The 21,478-nt window shown below is 71.2% G+C and carries 17 protein-coding genes; 14 read left to right on the forward strand and 3 right to left on the reverse strand.

The genetic code is table 11. The features are described 5' to 3' along the window. Positions 1 to 49: 49 nt before the first annotated feature. The 4 genes from ACIQUC_RS11555 to ACIQUC_RS11570 all read left to right on the forward strand — a co-directional run bounded on the left by ACIQUC_RS11555 (position 50) and on the right by ACIQUC_RS11570 (position 4,871). The gene (locus ACIQUC_RS11555) at positions 50 to 256 is read left to right on the forward strand and encodes a hypothetical protein (RefSeq protein ID WP_148287049.1); all 207 of its coding nucleotides are present in this window, start codon (positions 50 to 52) and stop codon (positions 254 to 256) included. A 357-nt stretch (positions 257 to 613) separates the two neighbouring features. Further along, positions 614 to 2,437 (forward strand): ABC transporter ATP-binding protein, encoded by a 1,824-nt coding sequence (locus ACIQUC_RS11560; protein ID WP_402266911.1) that lies wholly within the window; start codon positions 614 to 616, stop codon positions 2,435 to 2,437. A 92-nt stretch (positions 2,438 to 2,529) separates the two neighbouring features. Continuing rightward, on the forward strand, positions 2,530 to 4,338 hold the full coding sequence (locus ACIQUC_RS11565; protein WP_402267263.1) for an ABC transporter ATP-binding protein: 1,809 nt from the start codon (positions 2,530 to 2,532) through the stop codon (positions 4,336 to 4,338). Between the two features lie 107 nt (positions 4,339 to 4,445). Then, the gene (locus ACIQUC_RS11570) at positions 4,446 to 4,871 is read left to right on the forward strand and encodes a DUF805 domain-containing protein (RefSeq protein ID WP_402266914.1); all 426 of its coding nucleotides are present in this window, start codon (positions 4,446 to 4,448) and stop codon (positions 4,869 to 4,871) included. Between the two features lie 37 nt (positions 4,872 to 4,908). On the opposite strand, the gene ACIQUC_RS11575 is transcribed toward ACIQUC_RS11570, so the two are convergent. Both ACIQUC_RS11575 and ACIQUC_RS11580 read right to left on the reverse strand, forming a co-directional pair. Then, positions 4,909 to 5,355 (reverse strand): MGMT family protein, encoded by a 447-nt coding sequence (locus tag ACIQUC_RS11575; RefSeq protein ID WP_402266916.1) that lies wholly within the window; start codon positions 5,353 to 5,355, stop codon positions 4,909 to 4,911. Continuing rightward, positions 5,355 to 5,810, reverse strand: a complete 456-nt coding sequence (locus ACIQUC_RS11580; protein WP_022908321.1) for a GNAT family N-acetyltransferase — start codon at positions 5,808 to 5,810, stop codon at positions 5,355 to 5,357. Before ACIQUC_RS11580 ends, ACIQUC_RS11575 begins: the two co-directional genes overlap by 1 nt. A 108-nt stretch (positions 5,811 to 5,918) precedes the next feature. Here ACIQUC_RS11580 and ACIQUC_RS11585 point away from each other — a divergent pair, with 108 nt between their 5' ends. From ACIQUC_RS11585 to ACIQUC_RS11625, 9 genes are all read left to right on the forward strand, one after another. Further along, positions 5,919 to 7,163, forward strand: coding sequence for an ROK family protein (locus ACIQUC_RS11585; protein WP_402266918.1), 1,245 nt, complete (start codon positions 5,919 to 5,921; stop codon positions 7,161 to 7,163). A gap of 190 nt (positions 7,164 to 7,353) precedes the next feature. Then, positions 7,354 to 9,831, forward strand: a complete 2,478-nt coding sequence (locus ACIQUC_RS11590) for a lamin tail domain-containing protein (RefSeq protein WP_402266921.1) — start codon at positions 7,354 to 7,356, stop codon at positions 9,829 to 9,831. 243 nt (positions 9,832 to 10,074) lie between these two features. Further along, complete coding sequence (locus ACIQUC_RS11595; RefSeq protein ID WP_402266924.1) at positions 10,075 to 10,596, forward strand: DUF805 domain-containing protein; 522 nt, start codon at positions 10,075 to 10,077, stop codon at positions 10,594 to 10,596. 208 nt (positions 10,597 to 10,804) lie between these two features. Then, a complete protein-coding gene (locus ACIQUC_RS11600) occupies positions 10,805 to 11,644 on the forward strand; it encodes a PhzF family phenazine biosynthesis protein (RefSeq protein WP_402266927.1) in 840 nt (279 codons plus the stop codon). Positions 11,645 to 11,765: 121 nt separating this feature from the next. Further along, positions 11,766 to 13,127 carry an extracellular solute-binding protein gene (locus ACIQUC_RS11605; RefSeq protein WP_022908317.1) on the forward strand — a complete coding sequence of 454 codons (1,362 nt, stop codon included), beginning with the start codon at positions 11,766 to 11,768 and terminating at the stop codon, positions 13,125 to 13,127. Between the two features lie 110 nt (positions 13,128 to 13,237). Further along, positions 13,238 to 14,188 carry a carbohydrate ABC transporter permease gene (locus ACIQUC_RS11610; protein WP_402266930.1) on the forward strand — a complete coding sequence of 317 codons (951 nt, stop codon included), beginning with the start codon at positions 13,238 to 13,240 and terminating at the stop codon, positions 14,186 to 14,188. A gap of 2 nt (positions 14,189 to 14,190) precedes the next feature. Further along, on the forward strand, positions 14,191 to 15,090 hold the full coding sequence (locus ACIQUC_RS11615; RefSeq protein WP_022908315.1) for a carbohydrate ABC transporter permease: 900 nt from the start codon (positions 14,191 to 14,193) through the stop codon (positions 15,088 to 15,090). 79 nt (positions 15,091 to 15,169) lie between these two features. Continuing rightward, the gene (locus ACIQUC_RS11620; RefSeq protein ID WP_402266933.1) at positions 15,170 to 18,280 is read left to right on the forward strand and encodes an alpha-mannosidase; all 3,111 of its coding nucleotides are present in this window, start codon (positions 15,170 to 15,172) and stop codon (positions 18,278 to 18,280) included. Between the two features lie 311 nt (positions 18,281 to 18,591). After that, positions 18,592 to 19,563 (forward strand): hypothetical protein, encoded by a 972-nt coding sequence (locus ACIQUC_RS11625; RefSeq protein ID WP_402266936.1) that lies wholly within the window; start codon positions 18,592 to 18,594, stop codon positions 19,561 to 19,563. Positions 19,564 to 19,717: 154 nt separating this feature from the next. Here ACIQUC_RS11625 and ACIQUC_RS11630 read toward each other — a convergent pair whose 3' ends face one another. Beyond that, positions 19,718 to 20,155: a YdeI/OmpD-associated family protein gene (locus ACIQUC_RS11630; RefSeq protein ID WP_402266938.1), complete on the reverse strand. Its 438-nt coding sequence runs from the start codon at positions 20,153 to 20,155 to the stop codon at positions 19,718 to 19,720. 180 nt (positions 20,156 to 20,335) lie between these two features. Between ACIQUC_RS11630 and ACIQUC_RS11635 the strand changes: the two genes are divergently transcribed. Then, on the forward strand, positions 20,336 to 21,478 hold the full coding sequence (locus ACIQUC_RS11635) for an ABC transporter substrate-binding protein (RefSeq protein ID WP_402266941.1): 1,143 nt from the start codon (positions 20,336 to 20,338) through the stop codon (positions 21,476 to 21,478).

Consider the following 21,478-nt stretch of genomic DNA (forward strand, 5'->3'; position numbering starts at 1 on the left):
GTGTCCACGACAGACACCGGCCGGCGGCACCGCGGACACAACGGTGACGATGACGACGACTGGAGTGACGATGAACACGACGACCGGAACCGTGGCGACGGCTGCCCGTGCGGGTCTCGTGCTCCTCGTGGGGACCGCTCCCGACGCACGACCGTTCGGCGGGACCCGTGGCATGCGCCCGCGTCCCGCGTCCGCGGCCGTCGCGCCGTACCCCCACCGGGGTGCGCCCGCCGCCACGGCACCGCTGTCCGCGTAGGGCTGCCTCCCACAGCCAGCGACGAGTCGACGGGACCGCCCGACGACGACGAGCACGCGACGAGCCGCCGCGACACCAGCGACGACGACGAGCACGGGCCCGCGCGAGCCCACGCCTGAACCCGGGGGACGACACGCTCCCGGTGCACTCCGACCGAACCGACGCCGCGTCCGACGCGGCGGCGGGCGACCGCGACGCGGACCGAGCACGCCTCACCAGGGCGGGCACGGCCCGAGGACGCGACCGACCCGCTCGGCCGACGACCACCACGCAACGGACACCGAGCCTCCAGACCGGCGGCTGCGACAGCAGCGACCGATCCAGAGGGTCTCGGCACGACGCACGAGGACGCAATCCATGTCCAAGACGCCAGACCAGGCGCGCCCGTCCACCGACCGCCCCTCGACCTTCCGCGCCATCGCGCGGATCTACCCCTACGTGAAGCCGCACCAGCGGCGCCTCATCGGCGGCATGTTCGCCGCCATGGGCGCCTCCCTGGTCGCGCTCGCGATCCCCTACGTCCTGCAGTGGCTCGTCGACGGGCCGCTGTCCTCGAAGGACTCCGCACAGATCTGGCCGGCCGGCCTCGGCGTGCTCGCGCTCGGCGTGCTCGAGGCGTTCTTCATCGCCTCGCGCCGCCGACTCGTGATGCGCCCGTCGACGCGCATCGAGACGAGCATGCGGAACGCGCTCTACGCGAAGCTGCAGGACCTGCCGGTCGCGTTCCACGACCGCTGGGAGTCCGGACAGCTGCTGTCCCGCTCCGTCTCCGACCTGTCGTTGATCCGACGGTGGCTGGCGTTCGGCGTCGTGCTGCTCGTGGTCAACATCGTGACCATCGTGGTCGGCTTCGTCGTGCTGTTCACCTTCGGGTGGCTGCTCGGCCTGGTGTTCCTCGTCGCGTCCATCCCGCTGTGGATCAACGGGCTGCTGTTCGAACGTCGGTACTCCGTCGTCGCACGCCGCAGCCAGGACCAGGTCGGCGACCTCGCCACGAGCGTCGAGCAGTCGGTGCACGGCATCCGCGTGCTCAAGGCGTTCGGTCGCGGGCGCTACAAGCTCGACGAGTTCAGCGAGCAGGCCGAGGCCCTGCGCGGGACCGAGATCGAGAAGGCGAAGGCGATCGCGAGCATCTGGCTGTGGCTGCTGCTCGTGCCGGACGTCGCGTTCGCGCTCTGCCTGCTCGCCGGCATCTGGCTCGCCTCGCAGGGGGAACTGTCCGTCGGGCAGCTGTTCGCGTTCTTCGCGACCGCGACGGTGCTGCGGTTCCCGATCGAGTCGATCGGCTTCCTGCTCTCGATGACGTTCGACACCCGCACCGCGGTCGACCGCTTCTTCGAGGTCATGGACTCCGAGAACACGATCACCGACCCCGAGTCGCCGAAGACCATCGCCGAGCCGCACGGTGCGCTGTCCTTCAACGGGGTGCACTTCCGCTACCAGGACTCCGCACCGCAGTACCCGGACCTCATCAACGGCGTCGAGCTGCAGCTGCAGCCGGGCGAGACCATGGCGCTCGTCGGGCTGACCGGCTGCGGCAAGACCACGCTGCTGTCGCTCGTGCCGCGGCTCTACGACGTCACCGGAGGCTCGGTGACGATCGACGGGGTCGACATCCGCGACCTCACCCGCGAGGAGCTGCGGCGGCACGTCGGCGTCGCGTTCGAGGACGCCACGCTGTTCTCGACGACCGTGCGCGAGAACGTGCTGCTCGGTCGCCCCGACCTGTCCGGCGCCGAGGCCGAGGCGGTCATGCGCGAGGCCCTCGACATCGCGCAGGCGTCCTTCGTGGACGACCTGCCGGACGGGGTCGACACCCGTGTCGGCGAAGAGGGCCTGTCCCTCTCCGGTGGGCAGCGGCAGCGCCTGGCGCTCGCCCGTGCGATCGCGGCGCGGCCGTCGGTGCTCGTCCTGGACGACCCGCTGTCCGCGCTCGACGTCGACACCGAGGCTCGGGTCGAGGCCGGCCTCCGCCGCGTCCTCGCCGAGACCACGTCGCTCATCGTGGCGCACCGCCCGTCGACCGTGACGCTCGCCGACCGGGTGGCGCTCATGGAGAACGGCATCGTCACCGCCGTCGGCACCCACTCGGAGCTGATGGCCACCAACGACCACTACCGCTACGTCATCTCGTCGCTCGACGAGGACGACGCCACCGCACGAGAGGGGGCGATGGCATGAGCCAGCAGGAACAGCAACTGCCAGCCCAGACGTCGGCGCAGTCGACCGACGCACCCGATGTCGACGACGCGCAGCAGCCCGTCACCGCGTCGATCACCACGCTCGGTGTGCGTGGCGAGGAACGTGACGACTTCACCAAGGCGGAGAGCAAGCGCCTGCGGCGCCGCTCCCTCGCACTGCTCGGGTCCCTCGCCGCGCCCCTCAAAGCCAGGCTCGTCCTGCTCGGCGTCGTGGTCGTGGTCTCCACTGCGGGCACCGTCGCGGGTCCGGCGCTCATCGCGTGGGGCATCGACAACGCCCTGCCGGCCGTCCTCGACCGGAACGACTGGGTGCCGGCGTTCGGCGTCGTCGCGACGTACATCGTCGTGGCCGTCCTCGGCGCCGTCCTGACCGCGTGGTACACGGTGCTCGCGGCCCGGATCAGCCAGGCGATCCTGTTCGACCTGCGGAAGCGGGTGTTCCTGCACACGCAGCGGCTCTCGCTGGAGTTCCACGAGACCTACACGTCCGGCCGGATCATCTCGCGCCAGACGAGTGACCTCGACTCGATCCGCGAGCTGCTCGACTCCGGGCTGAACCAACTCATCCAGGGCGTGCTCTACATGGTGTTCACGGCGATCGCCCTCGTGGCGCTCGACCCGACGTCCGGGCTGGTGCTCGCGGTGTCGCTCGTGCCGCTGTGGTTCCTGATCCGCTGGTTCCAGTCGAACTCGCAGACGCTGTTCCGCGCCACCCGTGTCGCCTCGGCACGTGTGATCGTGCACTTCGTCGAGACGATGACGGGCATCCGCGCGGTGCAGGCCTTCCGCAAGGAGTCCCGCAACCGCGACGAGTACGGCGGCTTCGTCGAGGACTACCGGGTGGCGAACACGAAGGTGTTCAACCTGTTCGGGACGTTCGACCCGGTGCTCGTGCTCATCGGGAACGCCACGCTCGCGGCGGTCGTGATCGTGGGCGGCTTCCGGATCGTCGGCGGATCGCTCGAGGTCGGTGCGCTGCTCGCGGTCGCGCTGTACGCCAAGCGCTTCTTCGACCCGGCGCAGGAACTCGCGATGTTCTACAACGGGTACCAGTCGGCCTCGGCCGCGATGGAGAAGATCTCCGGCGTGCTCGAGGAACGGCCGAGCGTGCCGGACCCCGCGAAGCCGACGCGGCTGGCGGACGCCACCGGCAAGATGGACTTCGACGACGTCGTGTTCGCCTACAACAAGGGCAAGGTCGTCCTGCCGGAGTTCGACCTGCACATCCCGGCGGGGCAGACGATCGCGCTCGTCGGGTCGACCGGTGCCGGCAAGTCGACGCTCGCCAAGCTCATGGCGCGCTTCTACGACCCGTCCGAGGGCTCGGTGCGGCTCGACGGCGTCGACCTGCGGGACCTCGACACGAAGGACATGCGTCGCGCGATCGTCATGGTCACGCAGGAGGCGTACCTGTTCTCCGGCACGGTCGCGGACAACATCGCGCTCGGCAAGCCGGGGGCGTCACGGGACGAGATCGAGTCGGCGGCGAAAGCGGTCGGCGCGCACGAGTTCATCATGGCGCTGCCCGACGGGTACGACACCGACGTGAACAAGCGCGGCGGCCGGGTGTCGGCCGGGCAGCGGCAGCTCCTGTCGTTCGCCCGGGCGTTCATCGCGGACCCGAAGGTGCTCATCCTCGACGAGGCCACGGCGTCGCTCGACATCCCGTCGGAGCGGCTCGTGCAGGAGGGGCTCGAGACGCTGCTCGCCGACCGGACCGCGGTCATCATCGCGCACCGTCTGTCGACCGTCGCGATCGCGCACCGCGTGCTCGTGATGGAGTACGGCCGGATCGTCGAGGACGGCACCCCGGACGACCTCATCGCCGGGACCGGACGGTTCGCCCAGCTGCACGCGGCCTGGCGGGACTCGCTCGTGTAGCGGCACCGTCGATCGGCCCTGTCGGACGAACCACGGATCCGACGTGGAACCACGCACTCGCGCTGGTTCCATGTCGGATCCGTGGTTCCACGTGGTTGGGTGGACCCATGAGCGACGACAGCGTGCAGCCCGGCGGCGTGGCCCTGCGCGACCCCTTCTACGGGGCACCCTTCACCGAGGCCGTCCGGCGGTTCTGGCGGAAGTACACCGTGTTCACGGGCCGGGCGTCCCGAGCCGAGTTCTGGTGGTGGTGGATCACGTCGTTCGCGATCGGCCTCGTGCTGCAGCTCGTGCCGCAGGCCTTCACGCCGGACACCCCCGTGCTCGAGAACCCCGTCGGCTCCTACCTCTTCGTGGTGTGGGGGCTCGCGACGCTGATCGGCTCCCTCGCCCTCGGCGCCCGACGGCTGCACGACGCGAACCTGTCCGGCTTCTGGCAGTTCCTGCACGTGGTGGTCGGCATCGGCTCGCTCGTGCTGTTCGTGCTGTGCCTGCTGCCGTCGAACCCGAAGGGCGCCCGCTTCGACGCGTGAGCCGAGGCCCGCGCCGGTACTGCCCGTGCACTGCCCGTCAGAACGGGTCGTCCGCGTCCGTCGCCGGTGACCACCGTGCGCGACGCATGTCGACCCTCCAGGTCTTCGTGCCCTGCACCAGGGGCGTGCCCTCGGCGCGGTAGTGCTCGTGCGCGCGGGCCTCGTGGTGCACCGGCGGCAGTCCGCCCGACCGCACCACGCGCCACCACGGCAGGTCGGCACCCTCGTGCGCCATCACCTTGCCGACGGCTCGGGACGCCCGGGACCCGAGCGCCGCGGCGACGTCGCCGTAGGTCATGACGTGGCCAGGGGGGATGTGGCGCACGACCTCGGCCACGGCCGCACCGAAGTCGTCGGCAGCGGGCAGCCCGTCGCCGGACGAGCTGGCAGTGGGCGCCCCGTCGCCGGACGAGACGGCAGCGGGCGCCCCGTGGCCGGACGAGACGGCAGCGGGCGCCCCGTGGCCGACCGGTCCTCGGGCCACTAGAGCGTCAGCACCGCGAAGTGGTCGCCGTACTGGGTCTCGCGCACGAACTCGAAGCCGACGGCGCGGAAGAACGCCTCGGGGCTGTCGTCCCCGCCGGGCTCGTACACGACGGTCAGACGCTCGAGGCCGCGGCTCCGTGCCTCGTCCGCCAGACCGTGCACGGCGAACCGGCCGACACCGCGACCCTGCGCCGTCGCCGAGACGTTGACCCGCCAGATGGCGCTGCGCAGTTCTTCCTCGGCGTTGTCCTCGTCGAAGGTGCCGATGATCATGCCGACGACCTCGTCGCCGTCGAGGACCACGCGCGTCCACGCCGAACTCGGCTTCACGTCGGACTCCGCGACGCCGTAGGTGGTCGGCTGCACGAACTGCTCCTGCCCGGGCTTGAGGGTCAGGGAGTTCGCCGCCGCAGCGGTCGACGCGGAGAGTTCTTCGAGGCGGAGGTCCGTCATGCCGCTCAGGGTAGCCGTGCGACCCGTGTGGGGGCCAGCGAGCCGCGCGACCGATACCGCACCGTTGTGCCACCGGTGCAGGGCCGACCGGCGCGGTATGGTCGCGGCATGGCAGAGCATCGGCGTGGGGCGAACCTCCCGTCGATCGGTGGGTTCAACCGGACGGTCGTGCTCGACGCGGTGCGTCGCTCGCCGGACGGGCTGAGCCGGGTCGAGCTGGCGTCCCGCACCGGCCTGAGCGCGCAGACCGTGTCGAACGTCACGCGGTTCCTCATCGAGGCGGGGATGATCGCGGAGTCCGGCACGGTCGTGTCCGGTCGCGGCAAGCCCCGCACCATCCTGCGGCTCGAGGCCGGCAGTCGGTACGCCGTCGGGGTGCACGTCGACCCGGCGGTCGTCACCTACGTGCTGCTGGACCTCGCCGGGACCGTCGTCGCGTCGAGCACCACGTCGACCCCGACCGCCGACGACCCGTCCGAGGTGGTCCGGACCATCGCGACCGCGGTCGACGACCTCGTGGCGGGTGCCCGGGTCGACGTGGACGCCGTGCTCGGGGTGGGCATCGCGAGCCCCGGTCCGATCGACGTCGACGCCGGTGTCGTGCTCGACCCGCCGTTCCTGCCGCGGTGGCGGGACGTCCCGCTGCGCGATGCGCTCGCCGAGGCGACCGGGTACCCGGTGCTCCTCGAGAAGGACGTCACGGCGGCGGTGATCGGCGAGATGTTCCTCGCCGGGGAGTCCTCGGCGCGGAACTTCGCCTTCGTCTACTTCGGCACCGGCTTCGGTGTGGGGCTCGTCGTCGACCACGAGCCCGTCCGCGGCGTCGGGTCGAACGCCGGTGACGCCGGGCACATCATGGTCGACCAGGGGTCGCTCGCCGGGACGCCGGACGGCGAGGGCACCCGCGGCGAGGTCGGTGCGGCGGTCGCCCCGGACCGTCTGGTGCACGTCGCGCAGGCGCGCGGCCTGGCACTCGGCGGCGCCCCGGCGGGCGTCGCGGCCGTCGACCGGGCCTGGGACGCACTCGGAGCGGCGATCGACGCCGGGGACCCGGTGGCCCGTGGGCTCGCGACCGAGGCCGGGACGGTGATGGGGAACGCGGTCGTCCTCATCGTGAACCTGCTCGACATCGACCGGGTGGTCTTCGGCGGGCCCTTCTGGTCGCGGATCGCGAGCGCCGCCCTGCCGGCCGCGCGCGACGCGATCGTCGGGTCGCCGCTGCTCGTCCCGAAGCACCCGGTCGTCGTGACCGAGAGCGACCGCGGCGCCGACGTGGCCGCGGTCGGCGCGGCCTGCCTCGTCCTCGACGCGGCGCTGTCGCCGCGGGCGAGCACCCTGCTCATCCGTCGCTGACGGAGGTCCGTCGCGCGCACCACCGGCCTGGAGGCGCGGTGCGGGGCCGACCCGCGCCTCACGTCCGGCACACGGTGCCGTCCCGTGCGGTGCGGGCGACACCCGTCGTTCACCTCGGCGCCACCGGCCGGATGCCCGGATGCTGAACAGTCGTGCAGGTCCCCCCTTGAACACCCGAGAAGGACCCTGCATGCATCCCCGTGCTCTGCGCCTCGGCGCGTCCGTCGTCGCTGCCCTCGTCGTCGTCGGCGGCGCCCTGACGACGTCCCCCGCCTCCGCTGCCGTCGGTGACGACGACCCCACCGTGGGGGCGTCCGCCGCCAACGGACTGGTCGTCAACGAGGTCGAGTCGAACGGCGACGACACCGACTGGGTCGAGCTCGCGAACACCTCGTCGGCGGCGATCGACCTGTCCGGGTACGCGTTCCTCGACGATGACAGCTCCCACGAGGCGTACGTCCTGCCGACCGGCTCGACCATCGCCGCGGGCGGGTACTTCGTCATCGACCAGCTGTCCGCGACCGCTCCCGGCTTCGACTTCGGGCTCGGCGGCGCCGACACCGTCAGGGTCTACGACCCGGCGGGCGACCTGGTGCTCCGGTACGCGTGGACGGCGCACGCGGCGGTCACGTACGGGCGCTGCCCGGACGGCACCGGTGCCCTCGTGGACACGACCGCGTCGACGAAGGGCGCGGCGAACGACTGCTCCTCGCCGGTGCGCATCAACGAGGTGGAGTCCGACGGCGGCACCCCGGGCGACTGGGTGGAGCTGACGAACACCGGGACGACGACCGTCGACCTCGGCGGGTACGTGTTCTCGGACAGTGACGACGCGCACGCGTACGCGATCCCGTCCGGCACGTCCGTCGCTCCCGGTGGCTTCACGGTGCTCGACGAGCAGGACTTCGGGTTCGGGCTCGGCAAGGCGGACTCGGCACGGCTCCTCGACCCACGGGGGACCCTCGTCGACTCGTACTCGTGGACGGCGCACGCCGCGACGACGTACGGCCGGAACCCCGACGGCACCGGGGCGTTCGCCGAGACCGCCGCACCGACCAAGGGTGCCGCCAACCGGTTCGCCGGCGTTGTCACCGCCGAGGCGTGGCCCGGCGGTCCGGACGAGCGGGTGCTCGACGACGAGGACACCTTCACCGGTGACCTGAGCGGCATCGACTGGACGCCGTCGGCATCGGCGTCGACTCCGGCGTCGGCCGCGGGGCAGCTCTGGGCGGTGCAGAACGGCGACGGGCTGCTCTACCACCTCACGTCGGACGGGGCGGGCGGCTGGGCGCCGACGAACGCGGCCGGGACCGAGCTCCACTACGCCGACGGCTCCGGGACGCCGGACGCCGAGGGCGTGACCGTCACCTCCGACGACCCCGGTGCCGTGTACGTCTCGACCGAGCGGAACAACGACGTGTCCGGGACCAGCCGTCCCGCGGTGCTGCGCTTCGCGACCACCGACGGCTCCCAGACGACGCTGAACGCGACCGACGAGTGGAACCTCGCGGCGGACTTCCCCGGGCTCGGGGCGAACGCGGGCCTCGAGGGCGTCACCTGGATCCCGGACTCGTGGCTCACCGCACACGGCTTCGCGGACGAGCACACCGGCGCCGCGTACTCGCCGGCGACCTACGCCGGACACGGCGACGGGCTGTTCTTCGTCGGCGTCGAGGGCACCGCGAGCGTGTACGCGTACGCCCTGATGTCCGACGGCGGGTCCCAGCGGGTGGCGACGATCGCGACGCCGTTCTCCGTCGTCGCCGACGTGCAGTTCGACCCGACGCTCGACGCGCTCTGGGTGGTGTGCGACGACGCCTGCTCCGGCCGGACGGCACTGTACGAGGTGACCGACGGGGCCTTCGCCGCCACGACGGTGTACGGGGCGCCGACGAACGCGGACCGGGCGCTGGCGAACGAGGGCTTCGCGATCTCGGGCGTCTGCACCGAGGGTGCGCGGGCGACGTTCTACGCGGACGACAACGACACGGACGGGTTCTCGCTCCGGACCGGCACCTACCCGTGCGACTCGTCGACGCCGGGTGACGGTGGGACGACTCCGACTCCGACGCCCACGCCGGGCGACGGCGGGACTCCGGGTCACGGCGGGACGACGCCGACTCCCACGCCGGGCGGCGGGTCGACGCCCGCGCCGGGTGGCACCGCGCCGGGTGGCACCGCGCCGGGTGGCACCGCGCCGGGCGGCTCGGCCCCCGGGTCTGGCACGTCGCCCTCGGGATCGCCCGTCGCGCCGCCCGAGGCGTCCCTGACCCAGGCGAACCGCGGCTCGCTCACCGCCCCGGCCACCGCGCGCCCCGGCGACACCATCACGGTCGGCGTCGGCACCCGGTACGCCGGGCAGCAGGTGCTCGTCTGGATGTTCTCCACGCCGACGCTCCTCGGCACCGCCACGGTCGCAGCGGACGGCACGGTCACGGCGACCATCCCCGCCGACGCCCCCGCGGGGCAACACCGCATCGTGGTGACCGCCGAGGACGGCACGGTGCTCGGCTGGACGACGATCACGATCGACCCGGTCACCGGTGCGCTCGCGTTCACCGGTGCCGAGGGTCTCGGAGTCGCCGCGCTCGCCGCGTTCCTGCTGCTCGTCGCCGGTGCGGGCGTGCTCGTGCTCCGTCGACGCCGGGGGACCCCCGCCTCGGAGTGATCCGGTGAGCAGGAATGGTCGGGTTCGTGGCGCGGACCCGACCGTTCCTGCTCACGAACGCACGCCAGCGTCGCCTGACACCGGGGGCGACCTGCGCGGGCGACCTGCGTGGGGGCCTGTGGTGAGGCGTTGCGACATCGTGGTCGTCGTACGACAGCGAGGATGTCGCCCGGGGTCCGCACACGCCGCACCGGGGGACGCCCGACGCGAGTGCCGCTCAGGATTCCTCGGTAGGCAGGACGTGTGCAGACCGAACCACGAGCAACCCAACCCCCGGTCGGCGTGCCGTGGCACGGTGCGACCTTCGTGTCGGCGTTCCCACGGTTCTTCCGCGGCTACGCCGTGTTCCGGGGGCGCGCCGCACGACCGGAGTTCTGGTGGTGGGCGCTGTGGTCGTTCCTCATCGTCCAGGCCCTGCAGATCCCGTGGGCAATCGGCATCGTGACGTGGCGACCGGGCCCGGTGAGCGCAGCCGACTCGGCGATGCTCGACGACGCGATGCGCTCGTTCAACCCGTTCCCGGTATGGGGGTACCTGCTGGGTTCCCTCCCACCGATCGCGCAGATCGGCATCGGGCTCTACGGCGTCGTCCTGCTCGTCATCGCGCTGCCCTGGATCGCGATCGCGGTCCGGCGCCTGCACGACTCGGGCCGTTCGGGGTGGTGGGTGCTGCTCTACCTGGTGCCGATCGGCAACATCGTGCTGCTGGTGCTCCTGGCGCAGCCGTCCGACGAACGCGGGGCGCGGTTCGACCGACCGGCCTGACCGGGGTCCGCAGGCCGCACGACGCCGGGGGACCCCGCCTCGGAGTGATCTGGTGAGCAGGAATGGTCGGATTCGTGGCGCGGACCCGACCGTTCCTGCTCACGAACGCGCGCCAGCGGCCCGCGCACCCGCGGCCCGCACGCCCGCGGCCCGCGCACCCGCGGCCCACGCGCCGGCGAGGCCAAGCGCCCGGCGGTACCGTCGGAGGGTGCGCACCGAGATCCTCCGCTACACCGCCTTCGCCGCCGAGCCCGGGGGCGGCAACCCCGCCGGCATCGTCCTGGACGCCTCCGGCCTGTCCGACGACGACATGCTCGCGATCGCGCAGGAGGTCGGCTACCCCGAGACCGCCTTCGTCACCGGGCGCACCGAGGCGGGCGCCCGCGTGCGGTACTTCTCGCCGGCGGCCGAGGTCCCGTTCTGCGGTCACGCGACCATCGCCACCGCGGTCGTGCTCGCCGAGCGCGAGGGTCTCGGATGCCGGGTCTTCACGACCGCCGCGGGCGAGATCGCCCTCGACGCCACGGCCGCCCCGGACGGCAGCGTCCAGGTCGCCATGACGAGTGTCCCTCCCGAGTCCCGTCCGCTCGATCCCGACCTGCGCGATCGGCTGTTCGCCCTGCTCGGCCTGACGATCGACGACGTCGCGCCGGACTTCCCGGTGCTCGAGTCCTTCGCGGGGAACTGGCACCCGGTGATCGTCCTCGCCGACGTGGAGCTGTTCCACCAGTTCCGCTTCGCCCCGGAGCCCCTCGCTGCCCTGAAGCGCGAGGCGGGCTGGGCGGGGACGGTCACGGTGCTGCACCGGACGGGCGCGCTGGAGTACGAGGCGCGGAACCTCTTCCCGGCCGGTCGGATCACCGAGGACCCGGCGACGGGATCGGCGGCAGCGTCGACCGGCGCGTACCTCCGCGAGGTCGGCGCGGTCCAGCCCGACGACCGCGTGGTGATCCGACAGGGACGGCACGTCGGGCGGCCGAGCGTGCTGCTCGTCGACGTCCCGGCGACCGGCGGCATCACCGTGACCGGAGGCGCCACCCCGGTCTGAGCCGCGAGGGAGCGTGACCGAATCGACACGAACAGGCTCTTGACACGGATAAGTAAATACGGTGGAGTAATCCTGCGCGCGGGTGACGGAGCCCGCGAACATCCCGTGCAAAGGAGCACCGATGAAACGCCGCACCCGAATCATCGCCGGTCTCGCAGCCGTGGCAGTCGCCGCGGTCGGACTGGCGGGTTGTTCCAGCTCAGGGTCTGCCTCGAGCGACACCATCAAGATCGCCTACCAGAAGTTCGGCGCCTTCCAGCAGCTCGACGCCCAGATGAAGGTCGTCAAGAAGGAGTACGAGAAGGAGTACCCGGGCAAGAAGGTCACCCTCGTGCCGATCCAAGCGCAGGGCAACGACTACTACACGAAGCTCGCGCTCATGAACAAGGCGCCGGCCACCGCACCGGACGTCATGTACGAGGACACCTTCCTCATCAAGGCCGACGCCCAGGCCGGGTACCTCCTGCCGCTCGACGAGTACGTGGCCAAGTGGAAGGACTGGGACCAGTTCTACGACAACGCCAAGCAGGCCGGCGAGGGTGTCGACGGCAAGACCTACGGCGTCTCGATGGGCACTGACACCCGGGCCCTCTGGTACAACAAGGACATCTTCAAGAAGGTCGGCCTGCCGGTCCCGTGGCAGCCGAAGACCTGGGACGACGTCCTCGCCGCGGCGAAGACCATCAAGGAGAAGGACTCCGGCGTCATCCCGTTCAACATCTACTCGGGCAAGGCACAGGGCGAGGCCTCGACCATGCAGGGCTTCGAGATGCTCCTGTACGGGGCGGACGGTTCCGGCAACACGCTCTACAAGGACAAGAAGTGGGTCACGGGCTCGAAGCAGTTCCAGGACTCGCTGCAGTTCGTGAAGGACGTCTACCAGGGCGGCCTCGGCCCGACACCGCAGCAGGCGCTCGACACGAACGTCGGCACGACCATCGCGCAGACGTGGCTGCCCCAGGGCAAGCTCGCGATCGACCTCGACGGCTCGTGGCAGTCCGGCACGTGGCTGAAGACCGGCACCGCGCCGTGGGCTGAGTGGAACGACGTGATGGGCCAGGCAGCGTTCCCGACGCAGAACGGTCAGGAGCCCGGCTACAACTCCATGTCGGGTGGTTGGACGCTCGCGATCGGCAAGAACTCGAAGGCCCCGCAGGCCGCGTTCGACTTCATCACGAAGTTCCTCGACAAGGACGGCTCGCTGAAGTACGACACCGAGAACAGCCAGATCGCCGTGCGCAAGGACGTCGCCGAGGACAGCGCCTACACCGACGCGAACCCCACGTTCAAGTTCTTCTCCGGGCTGGTGGAACACACCAACTTCCGCCCGGCGACGAGCGACTACTCGCAGGTCTCGAACGCGATCCAGGTCGCGATGGAGTCGGTCATGACCGGGCAGCAGACACCGAAGCAGGCGGCTGCCGCGTACGACACGGCCGTCGAACAGGTCGTCGGCAAGGACAACACCGTCTCCGCCGGTTGACGCTCGTCACCACCTGACGGACTGGAGGCGCGGCTCGCGTCGTGCGCCGCGCCTCCCGTCCGTCACCACCCACCTTCGGAACCCTCTCCGCACCCGGAAGGCAACCAACCGTGTCCAGCACCCCCCTCGCGCCGACCCTGTCGGCGCCCGGTGCGCCGAAGCGCACCGATCCGCCGGTCCCGCGCAAGCGGAAGCCGCTGCGGAACGTCGGACGGGCCGTCCCCCTCCTGCCCGCCGTCGTCCTCCTCGTCATCTTCCTGCTCGGCCCCGTCATCTCGTCGTTCTACGGATCGTTCACCAACTCCGCCCTCACCGGCGTCGGTGCCTCCGACCAGCAGTTCGTCGGGCTGAAGAACTACGTCGAGCTCTTCCAGGACCCGGACTTCCCGAAGTCCGTCATCCTCACCATCGTCTTCCTGCTCGCCTCCGCCGTCGTCGGCCAGAACGTGCTCGGTCTCGGGCTGGCCCTCCTCATGCGGAGCGCCAACAAGGTCATCCGGTCCATCGTCGGTACGTTCGTCGTCGCCGCGTGGGTGCTCCCCGAGATCGTCGCGTCGTTCGCCGCGTACGCGTTCTTCAACGACCAGGGCACGCTCAACGAGTTCCTGAAGACCATCGGGATCACCGGGCCGAACTGGCTGTACACGTACCCGATGCTCGCGGTCATCCTCGCGAACATCTGGCGCGGGACGGCGTTCTCGATGCTCGTCTACTCCGCCGCCGTGCAGGAGGTCCCCGAGGAGATCACCGAGTCCGCCGAGGTCGACGGTGCCGCCGGCTGGCAGCGCCTCGTGTACATCACGCTCCCGGTCATCCGGCGGTCGATCTCGACGAACCTCATGCTGACGACGCTGCAGACGCTGTCGGTGTTCACGCTCATCTTCGTGATGACCGGCGGCGGCCCCGGCACGAACTCGTCGACGCTGCCGATCCTGGCGTACCAGGAGGCGTTCAAGTTCTCGCAGCTCGGCTTCGGGACGGCGATCGCCACGATCCTGCTCATCGTGGGCGCGGTCTTCTCGATCATCTACATCAAGGCACTGAAGCCGGAGGTGGACTGACCATGGCCCTCACCGCTGACCGTCCGGTCTCGAACGCCACCCGCGCGGTGACCGCCCCCGGTGCGCTGCACATGACCTCGCCGCGCGGCCGCACGATGCGCTGGGTGTCGAACGTCGTGCTGCTCGTCATCGCCGTGTGCTTCGCCGTGCCGCTGCTGTGGCTCGTGCTCGCCTCGCTCGACACCCAGGCGTCGCTGTCCGTGAAGATGCCGACGCAGTTCACGCTCGACAACTTCGCGAAGGTGCTCACCCCGGACCTGTCGTTCATCCCGCTCGGGAACAGCCTGCTGCTCTCCGGCGGCACGGCGGTCGTCACGGTCGTCGTCGCGATCCTCGCCGCCTACCCGCTGTCCCGGTACAAGATGCGGGTGAACAAGCCGTTCCTCTACAGCATCCTGTTCGGCACCGGCCTGCCGATCACCGCGATGATGGTCCCCGTCTACGCGCTGTTCGTGTCGCTGAACCTCATCGACAACGTGTGGGGCTGCATCTTCTTCCTCGCCGCGACCAGCCTGCCGATGGCCATCTGGATGGCGAAGAACTTCATGGACTCGGTGCCGATCTCGCTCGAGGAGGCGGCGTGGACCGACGGCGCCTCGATGCTCACCACGCTGTGGCGGATCGTCATCCCGCTCATGCGCCCGGGCATCGCCGTGGTGTTCATCTTCGTGTTCATCCAGGCCTGGGGGAACTTCTTCGTCCCCTTCGTGCTGCTCCTCTCGCCCGACAAGGTGCCCGCCGCGGTGAGCATCTTCAACTTCTTCGGGCAGAACGGCGCCGTCGCCTACGGGCAGCTCGCCGCGTTCTCGATCGTGTACTCCGTGCCGGTCATCGCCCTCTACGTCCTCGTGTCCCGGGGCCTCGGCGGCGGCAACGCCCTCGCCGGTGGCATCAAGGGCTGACACACCCGTCCGCGGGCCGCGCCGTCGGCCCCTCGCCGGGCCGCGCCGCCGGCCCACCTGCTGGGAAGGAATCCCCTCCATGCACTCCGACGAACCGCTCGTCCACGCCCGGATCGCCCGACTGGTCCGCGACCGCATCGACCCCGCCGTGCACCGCCGCTCGGCCCCCGTCACGATCGACGCCTGGCAGGTGCCGGACGAACCGGTGCCCTTCGCCACCGCCGTCGCCGCCGACTACACGCCGTTCGACGGCGGCGCCTGGGGCGGGAAGCCCTGGGGCACGACGTGGTTCCGGATCCGCGGCACCGTCCCGGCCGACTTCGGCACCGCGCCCGGCACCACCGCCGAGCTCCTCGTCGACCTCGGCTTCACCAAGCGCAACCCCGGCTTCCAGGCCGAGGGGCTCGCGTGGCGTCCGGACGGCACGACGATCAAGGGCATCGAGCCGCACAACGACACCGTGCCGCTCGAGGTCGGGCCCGGCGAGTCCTTCGAGCTCTACGTCGAGGCCGCCGCCAACCCCGACATCGGCGGCGACTCGTTCCAGGGCGCGACGCCGCTCGGTTCGAAGTCCACCGCCGGATCGGACCCGATCTACCGGGTCCGCCGCATCGAACTCGTCGAGCGCGACGACACCGTGTGGGAACTCCAGCAGGACTTCTGGGTCCTCCGTGGCCTGATGGGGGAGCTCCCCACGGACGGCACGCGTGGCGCGGACCTGCTGCGCGGCCTCGAGCGTGCCGCCGACGCCCTCGACCCCGACGACGTCGCCGGCACCGCGGCCGACGCCCGGGCCGTGCTCGCGCCGCTGTTGGCCGTCGGGGCGTCCGGGTCCGCCGGTCGCGCCGTCGCGGTCGGCCACGCGCACATCGACTCGGCCTGGCTGTGGCCGGTGCGCGAGACGATCCGCAAGTGCGCCCGCACCTTCTCGAACGTGCTCGACCTGATGGACCGCGACCCGGACTTCACGTTCGCGTGCTCGTCCGCCCAGCAGTACGCCTGGATCCGTGACGGCTACCCGTCGATCTGGGCCCGCATCAAGCAGCGCGTCGCCGAGGGCCGGTGGATCCCGGTCGGCGGCATGTGGGTCGAGTCGGACACGAACCTCCCCGGCGGCGAGGCCCTCGCCCGGCAGTTCGTCGCCGGCAAGCGGTTCTTCCTCGAGGAGTTCGGCATCGACACCCCCGAGGCCTGGCTCCCGGACTCGTTCGGCTACTCGGGCGCGCTGCCCCAGATCGTCCGCGCCGCGGGCTCCAAGTGGTTCGTCACGCAGAAGCCCTCGTGGAACGAGACGAACGTCATCCCGCACACCTCCTTCCACTGGGAGGGCATCGACGGGTCCCGCGTCCTCACCCACCTGCCCCCGGCGGACACCTACAACTCGGACGTCTCGCCCGCCGACCTGCACCGCGGCGAGCGGCAGAACAAGGAGCGCGGCGTCGCCAACACGTCGATGCTCCTGTACGGCTTCGGCGACGGCGGTGGCGGCCCCACCCGCGAGATGGTCGCAGCGGCACGGCGCCAGCACGACCTCGACGGATCGCCCCGGGTCGACCTCGGCACCCCGGCGCAGGTCTTCGAGGAGATCGAGGCCACCCTGCCGACGCCGTCGGTGTGGTCCGGCGAGATGTACCTCGAGTTCCACCGCGGCACGTACACGTCCCAGATCCGGACGAAGCAGGGCAACCGGCGCTCCGAGCACCTGCTCCGCGAGGCCGAGCTCTGGGCGTCCACCGCGGCCGTCCGCCTCGGGCTCGACTACCCGTACGAGGAGCTCGAGGAGGCCTGGCACACGGTGCTGCTGCAGCAGTTCCACGACATCCTGCCGGGGTCCTCGATCGCCTGGGTCTACGAGAACGCCGAGGCGAACTACGCCGAGGTCGCCCGCGTCCTCGAGGGGCTGATCGGCAACGCCACGACGGCGCTCGCGAACGGCGGGGCCGCGGCGCTCGCCGGGGTCGGGGCGTCGTCGTCGACGGTGGCCGGCGGCGGCAGAGCGCTGCTCGACGCTCCGTCCGGCGCCGACGCCGTCGGCGGGAGCGGCTCGTCCGGGAACGTCGTGCGCTTCAACGCCTCGCCCGTCACCGCGGGGGACGCAACCGCCCTGGGTGGTTCGCTCGCCCCGGCACCGCGAGCCGTGCCTCCCGTCCGGAACGGCGACCACTTCGTCTTCGACACCGGCGTCGTCACGGCGACCGTCGACGCCGCCGGTCACGTCGTGTCGCTCGTCGACCACGCGACCGGACGCGACGCCGTCGCACCCGGTGCGGCGGCCGCCGAGTACACCGTGTTCCGCGACACCCCGAACCAGTGGGAGGCGTGGGACATCGACCGCGCCTACCAGCGCAACGGCACGGTGCTCACGGCGTCCTCGGTCGAGATCGACGGTCCGTCGCTCGTCGTGCAGCGGACCTTCGGGTCGTCGTCGATCACCACCCGGTACTCGGCGGTCGACGGCGAGGCCGAGCTGACCATCGAGACCGAGGTGGACTGGCACGAGCGGCAGAAGCTGCTCAAGCTCGCGTTCCCCCTCGACGTCCGTGCGTCGTCGGCCTCGAGCGAGATCCAGTTCGGGCACATCGACCGCCCGACGCACCAGAACACCTCGTGGGACATGGCCCGCTTCGAGACGAGCGCCCACCGCTGGGTGCACGTCGCCGAGCCGGGGTTCGGTGTCGCCGTCGCGAACGACTCCACCTACGGGCACGACATCACCCGGACCACCCGGGCCGACGGCGGGACCACGACGCTCGTCCGCGAGTCGCTGCTGCGCGCCCCGACGTTCCCGGACCCGCACGCCGACCAGGGGCACCACGTGTTCCGCACCGTGCTGCGGGTGGGCGCGTCGGTCCTCGACGCCGCCGACAGCGGCTACCGGCTCAACCTGCCGGTGCGCACGGTCGAGGGGACGACCACGGTCGACCCGCTCGTCACGGTGTCGTCGCCGCAGGTGTTCGTGGAGGCGGTGAAGATCGCCGAGGACCGCTCCGGCGACGTCGTCGTGCGGCTCTACGAGGCGTCCGGTGGGCGGGCTGCCGACGTCGGCGTGGACTTCGGGTTCGACGTCGCCACGGTGACGGCGGTGGACCTGCTGGAACGTGGGCTGGGGGACTCGTGGGAGTCGGGGGAGCCGGTCGTGCTCACGCTCCGACCCTTCGAGATCGTCACCCTGCGGGTACGCCGGGCCTGAGGCAGCGGGGCCGGCGGGGGAGACCGCGGCGCCGGACGGGACTCGGGTGCGTTCCGTCCGGCGCCGTGCTGCGCTGGCGGGTGCTGGTGCTGGTGCTGGTGGGTGCTGGTACCCGGTCGTTCCGGGCGTCGGTGGTCGAATCGGGCGTACCTGGTCAAAGGTTCCGACCAGGTACGCCCGATTTCGTCAGGGATCGCGCCCGTCATGGGAAGGAACGTTCACTCCTCCACACCAGGGCGGGCCTGGAGGCGCGTCCACAGTTCACGACGCCGGCCTGCTGAGCGCATGGCTGGTCGGGCATCGTCGCGTGCATGGACGAACCCCTGCCCATCCTCCGGGCCTCCACCACCCGCGAAGCCGGCCTCGACGCCAGCACCCTGCGCCGACGGACACGGCTGCGCGGCGCCGGTCGGCTCGTCCGTGCGGGGCCGAACGCCTTCGTCGACGGCGCAGCCTGGGACGCCGCCGGGCCCCGGCAGCGGTACGTCACTCGTGTGTACGCGCGGCTCGGTCGGCTCGGCACGCGGGCGACCATCTCCCACGCGTCCGCCGCCGCGGTGTACGGGCTGCCCTCACTCGGCGGGTGGAGCATGCCCGTCCACGCGACCGTGCCGGAGTCGATGTACCGCGCCCGGACGTCGGAACTGGTCCTGCACACCCGTCCTGTGTCCGCCGCCGAGCGGATCCGAGCGGGCGACCTCGCGATCACCACGGTCCCGCGGACCGTCATCGACATCGCGATGACGGACGACCTGCGGACCGGTGTCGTCGTGGCCGACGCGGCGCTCCGCAGCGGCATCGGGCGAGACGACCTCTGGCGAGCCGTGCACCCGAGCGCCCGGGGACGGGCACGCGCCGCACAGGTCGTCGACCTCGCCGACGCACGATCGGGTTCGCCGGCGGAGTCCCTCGCGCGCGTGGTCTTCCGCGAGCTCGGGCTGTCCGTGCCCGTGCTGCAGCAGGAGTTCGTGGTCGGCGGGCATCGGTTCGCCGTCGACTTCTGGTTCCCGGACGAGGGGGTCGTCATCGAGATCGATGGACGCGCCAAGTACACGCAGGAGCGGTACCTCGGCGGACGCGACCAGACCGAGGTGTTCCTGGACGAGAAACGTCGTCATGCCCGCCTGCTCACCGTGCCGGGGGTCCGTACGGTCCTCCGCGTCGAGTGGCGCGAGCTGTTCGACCTCGACGCACTGGCGGTCCGGTTCCGTGCCGCGGGTCTCCCGTGTGCGATCCGACCGGTGCGGAGCGCTCGACACCCCGCGGCCACACCGAACCGGTGAGCCCGCTCGGTGTTCAACGCTGCTCGTTCTTTCCCAGAGCGTCCGCGATGCAAGGTGTTTCCGGGCGTACCTGCCCGAAACTTTCGACCAGGTACGCCCGAAACGAGCAAGTACGCCCGAAGCGACCAGGTACGCCCGGCGGCGCGCCCGAGGGTCAGGCGCGCAGGGCCTCGACGGCCTTCTCGATCCGGCGCTGCCGGGTCTCCGGGGCCTTCGCCTGCTCGACCGGGTCGACGAGGGCCCGCTGCCGAGAGTTCGAGAGCGTGTCGAACGCGCCCCGGACACCGGCCTCGTGCAGGGCCGTCGCCAGGTCCTCCGGCACGTCGATCACCCGCGGCTGCGTGTCGACCTCGATGGTGACCTCGACCGTGTCGCCGGCCGCGACCCCCGATGCGGCCCGGTGCTCCGCCGACAGCGGGACGAGGGACTGATCGGCCATCACGCCGATCGACGAACGGTACGTGTAGGCGCCGTTCACGGTGACCACCACCGGTGGTCGGCGCCCCGCGCCCAGCGCCTCGACGACGTCGGACGGGACCGGCAGACCGGTCGCCGTCTTCCGCGCCTGCAGGACGGTCGTCGTGAACTGCATGCGTGCCTCCTGGACTGTGCCGGACTGGGCCGGCACCCTTGCCGACAGTCGAGACCGTACAGCCGCACCCGCTGTTCCGCCACCGTTCACCACGGCAGCACTGGTCGGAAACCGGCCGCGTCCACGATCGTCCAGGACCCGGATCCCGGGTCCGTCCCGATCACCCGAAAGGCACACCCCGTGCAGCACAAGCGCACCCTCGCCGGCATCGCCCTGGCCGCCGCCGCCATCGTCACCCTCGCCGGCTGCTCGGCCACGAGCTCGGCCAGCACCACCAAGGACGACACCGACTGGAAGACCGCCACGAGCGCCGAGTCCGCCGGGGGCATGGACGCCCTCGTGAAGGCCGCCAAGGCCGAGGGGCAGCTCAACGTCATCGCGCTGCCGCCGTCGTGGGCCAACTACGGCAAGATCATCGACGGTTTCACCAAGAAGTACGGCATCAAGATCACCTCCGCGAACCCGAACGGCTCGAGCGCCGACGAGGTCGCCGCCGTGAAGTCGCAGAAGGGCCAGTCGACCGCGCCCGACGTGCTCGACCTCGGCAACGCCGTACTGCAGCAGAACCTCGACCTGCTCACCGACTACAAGGTCGCGAACTGGAGCGACATCCCCTCGAACCTCAAGGACGCGGACGGCGCCTGGACCCGCGACTACACCGGTCTGATGTCGATCGGCTACGACTCGTCGAAGATCACGGACGCCCCGAAGGACCTCGACGACCTGCTCGGCTCGGAGTACAAGGGCAAGGTCGCGATCTCGGGTGACCCGACGCAGGCGAACCAGGCCGCTTCGGCGGTGTACCTCGCGGCGCTCGAGAACGGCGGCTCGGCCGACGACATCACCAAGGGTGTGGAGTACTTCGGCAAGCTGAAGCAGGCCGGCAACTTCCAGAACGTGCTGCCGACGCAGGCGACGGTCGCCTCGGGTGAGACCCCCGTCGTCATCCAGTGGTCGTACAACAACCTCGCATGGGGCCCGGCCGCCGGTGCCTCCGGGAACAAGAACTGGAAGACCGTCGTCCCTGAGGGACAGGCCCTCGCCTCGTACTACTCGCAGGCGATCAACAAGGACGCCCCGCACCCGGCCGCCGCGCGCCTCTGGCAGGAGTACATCGCGAGCCCGGACGTGCAGAACCTGTACCTCCAGGCCGGAGCCTTCCCGTCCACCCTGGCCGCGCTCGAGAAGTCGGGCAAGGTCGACCAGGACGCCCTCGACGCCGCAGGTGGCGCGCCGAAGGACTCCGTCGAGCTGACCGACGAGCAGGCCACCGCCGCGGCCAAGGTGCTGTCGGCCAAGTGGGCCTCGACGATGGGCTCCTGA

The organism is Curtobacterium sp. NPDC098951, from assembly GCF_044759965.1.
Lineage (GTDB): Bacteria > Actinomycetota > Actinomycetes > Actinomycetales > Microbacteriaceae > Curtobacterium.